This window comes from Streptomyces sp. NPDC059037, assembly GCF_042740015.1.
In the GTDB taxonomy this organism is placed as follows: Bacteria; Actinomycetota; Actinomycetes; order Streptomycetales; family Streptomycetaceae; genus Streptomyces.
The window spans coordinates 1-2968 of the sequence record NZ_JBHYIG010000169.1 but is presented as its reverse complement, the minus strand read 5'-3'; the positions used below and the strand labels follow the sequence as shown (position 1 = coordinate 2968).

The 2968-nt window shown below is 69.2% G+C and carries 2 protein-coding genes; one reads left to right on the top strand and one right to left on the bottom strand.

Features of this window, described 5'->3' with window-relative positions:
• Window positions 1-43: 43 nt before the first annotated feature.
• Complete coding sequence (locus ACFWY6_RS28955; RefSeq protein ID WP_384696296.1) at window positions 44-1216, bottom strand: acyl-CoA dehydrogenase family protein; 1173 nt, start codon at window positions 1214-1216, stop codon at window positions 44-46.
• Between the two features lie 370 nt (window positions 1217-1586).
• Between ACFWY6_RS28955 and ACFWY6_RS28950 the strand changes: the two genes are divergently transcribed.
• Window positions 1587-2840: a glycoside hydrolase family 18 protein gene (locus ACFWY6_RS28950; RefSeq protein WP_384696293.1), complete on the top strand. Its 1254-nt coding sequence runs from the start codon at window positions 1587-1589 to the stop codon at window positions 2838-2840.
• Window positions 2841-2968 lie beyond the last annotated feature (128 nt).

The window sequence follows — 2968 nt, the reverse complement described above, 5'->3', positions numbered from 1 at the left end:
GAGTGGGTCCGGCTCGCGGCGCCGCCGGTCAGGCTCGGGCAGTTCAGCGCGAGTCGGGACCCGCGAGGTGACGGGCGATGACCATCCGCTGGATCTGATTGGTGCCCTCGACGATCTGCAGCACCTTGGCCTCGCGCATGAAGCGCTCCACCGGGAAGTCCGCGGTGTAGCCATAGCCGCCGAGCACCTGCACGGCGTCCGTCGTGACCTTCATCGCGGCGTCCGTGCACAGCAGCTTCGCCATGGCCGCCTGCTTGGAGAACGGCCTGCCCGCGTCACGCAGCCTGGCGGCGGCGAGATAGAGCGCCCGGCCCGCCTCGATCTGCGTCGCCATGTCCGCGAGCATGAACCGCAGGCCCTGGAAGTCCGCGATCGGCCGGCCGAACTGCCGCCGCTCGGTGGCATACGACAGCGCCGCGTCCAGCGCCGCCTGGGCCACGCCGACGGCACAGGCCGCGATGCCGAGCCGCCCCGAGTCGAGCGCGGACAGCGCGATCGCGAAGCCCTGGCCCTCCTCGCCGATGCGGCGGGCGTCGGACACCCGTACCCCGTCGAAGTTGATCTGGGCGGTGGGCGAGCCCTTCATGCCCATCTTCTTCTCCGGCACCGCCGCGTTCAGACCCTCGGCGTCGCCCGGCACCAGGAACGCGGAGATGCCACGCGCCCCCTCGCCGCCGGTGCGGGCCAGGACGGTGTAGAAGTCGGCGACCCCGCCGTGCGTGATCCACGCCTTCGTTCCGGTGAGGACCCAGTCGTCGCCGTCGCGCACGGCCTTGGTCCGCAGGGACGCCGCGTCCGAACCCGACGCGGGCTCGGAGAGGCAGTACGCCCCGAGCAGTCCGCCGCCGAGCATCGCAGGCAGATGCTCGCTCTGCTGCTCCTTGGTGCCGTAGCCGGCGAGCGCGTGGCAGGACAGGGAGTGGACGCTGACGCCGAGGCCGACGGTGAGCCGGGCCGCGGCGAGCTCCTCGAGGACCTGCAGATAGACCTCGTACGGCTGGTCGCCGCCGCCGCATTCCGAGTCGTACGGAAGACCGAGCAGTCCGGACTCGGACAGCAGGGTGAAGACCTCGCGCGGGAAGTGCCCGGCGTCCTCTTCCTCGGCCGCGTCCGGGGCGATCTCGCGCTGGGCGATGTCCCGGACCAGTGAGAGCAGATCCCTGGCCTCATCCGTGGGCAGCTGACGGTCCACCGGCTGCGGGGCGTGGTCGGGCATGACGCTCTCCTCCCTGTCGGGCGCTGCGGCGGGCGCCACCTGGGTGAGGCGACGCCGCCGGGAAACGATGCCGGGCCGGGGTCTCCTTCCGGGTCACGGAAGCGGCTGACCAGCGGCTGTGGCGCGTTGAGTATGCCCGATCGGCGGCAGCCAGTCACTGGTTAACGACCGCTTACTCAAAAGATAGCCGAAGATCACAGGCGATCACGGACGATCGCTGACGATCACGGGATTGGTACGAACCATTGACCGCACTGGTCTAGTCCTCCTACTGTTCCCCCGAGCGTCTTAACGCGTTCATGCCAAGACGCACAACACGGGTCCACAGCACCACTTCCCCCCTCCCTGTTTCCCCCCACGAGGAGACACGATGCTCAGACCGCACACCCCCCGCGCCCGGTTCAAGGCGCTCCTCGCCACCACGTGTTGCGCCGTACTCGGCGCGGGTCTGCTGGCCGGCGCGGGCACGGCCGCCGCCGGGCAGGACAAGGACTCCGCGGCGAAGGCGACGAAGGCCGCCGCCGGTTCCAAGGTCGTCGGATACTTCACCGAATGGGGTGTCTACGACCGGAACTACCACGTCAAGAACGTGCAGACGTCCGGCTCGGCCGCCAAGCTCACGCACATCAACTACGCCTTCGGCAACGTCCAGGGCGGCAAGTGCGCCATGGGCGACGCCTACGCGGCGACCGACAAGGCGTACACCGCCGACCAGTCGGTGGACGGCGTCGCCGACACCTGGGACCAGGAGCTGCGCGGCAACTTCAACCAGCTGCGCAAGCTGAAGAAGGAGAACCCGAACCTGAAGGTCCTCTGGTCCTTCGGCGGCTGGACCTGGTCGGGCGGCTTCACCGAGGCCGCGAAGAACCCCGAGGCCTTCGCCCAGTCCTGCTACGACCTGGTCGAGAACTCCAAGTGGGCCGATGTCTTCGACGGCATCGACATCGACTGGGAGTACCCCAACGCCTGCGGCCTGACCTGTGACACCAGCGGGCGCGAGGCGTACAAGAACCTGATGTCCGCGGTCCGTTCGAAGTTCGGCAGCGGCAATCTCGTGACCGCGGCCATCCCGGCGGACGCATCGGACGGCGGCAAGATCGACGCCGCCGACTACGCGGGCGCCGCCCAGTACGTCGACTGGTACAACCCGATGACGTACGACTTCTTCGGCGCCTGGGACGCGCAGGGCCCGACCGCCCCGCACTCGCCGCTCACCTCGTACAGCGGCATCCCCAAGGAGTCCTGGAACTCCGACGCCACGATCAAGAAGCTCAAGGCGCTCGGCGTTCCGTCCGAGAAGCTGCTTCTCGGGATCGGTTTCTACGGCCGCGGCTGGACGGGCGTCACGCAGAAGGAGCCCGGCGGCACCGCGACCGGACCGGCCGCGGGCAAGTACGAGCAGGGCATCGACGACTACAAGGAACTGAAGACCAAGTGCCCGGCCAACGGCACGGTCGGCGGGACCGCGTACGCGCACTGCGGCACCAACTGGTGGAGCTACGACACGCCGGCGACCATCGCGGGGAAGATGGACTACAAGAACCAGCAGGGCCTCGGTGGCACGTTCTTCTGGGAGCTCAGCGGAGACACGTCCGACGGTGAGTTGATCAAGTCCATCAACTGACCGTTCGCACGGGGGATTCGGGGCGGGAGCCGGTCGGCGGCGCCCCCCCCCGCCTCAAGGCCGCGCCCGCCGCGGAAACCCCGGGGCGAAGTCCTCGAAGAAGCGCAGTGGGTGACCCGGGGTGGGGA

Excerpts from the sequence above, each read along its gene's own strand:
- ACFWY6_RS28955 (WP_384696296.1), bottom strand. The coding sequence starts at position 1,216 with ATGCCCGACCACGCCCCGCAGCCGGTGGACCGTCAGCTGCCCACGGAT.
- ACFWY6_RS28950 (WP_384696293.1), top strand. The coding sequence starts at position 1,587 with ATGCTCAGACCGCACACCCCCCGCGCCCGGTTCAAGGCGCTCCTCGCC.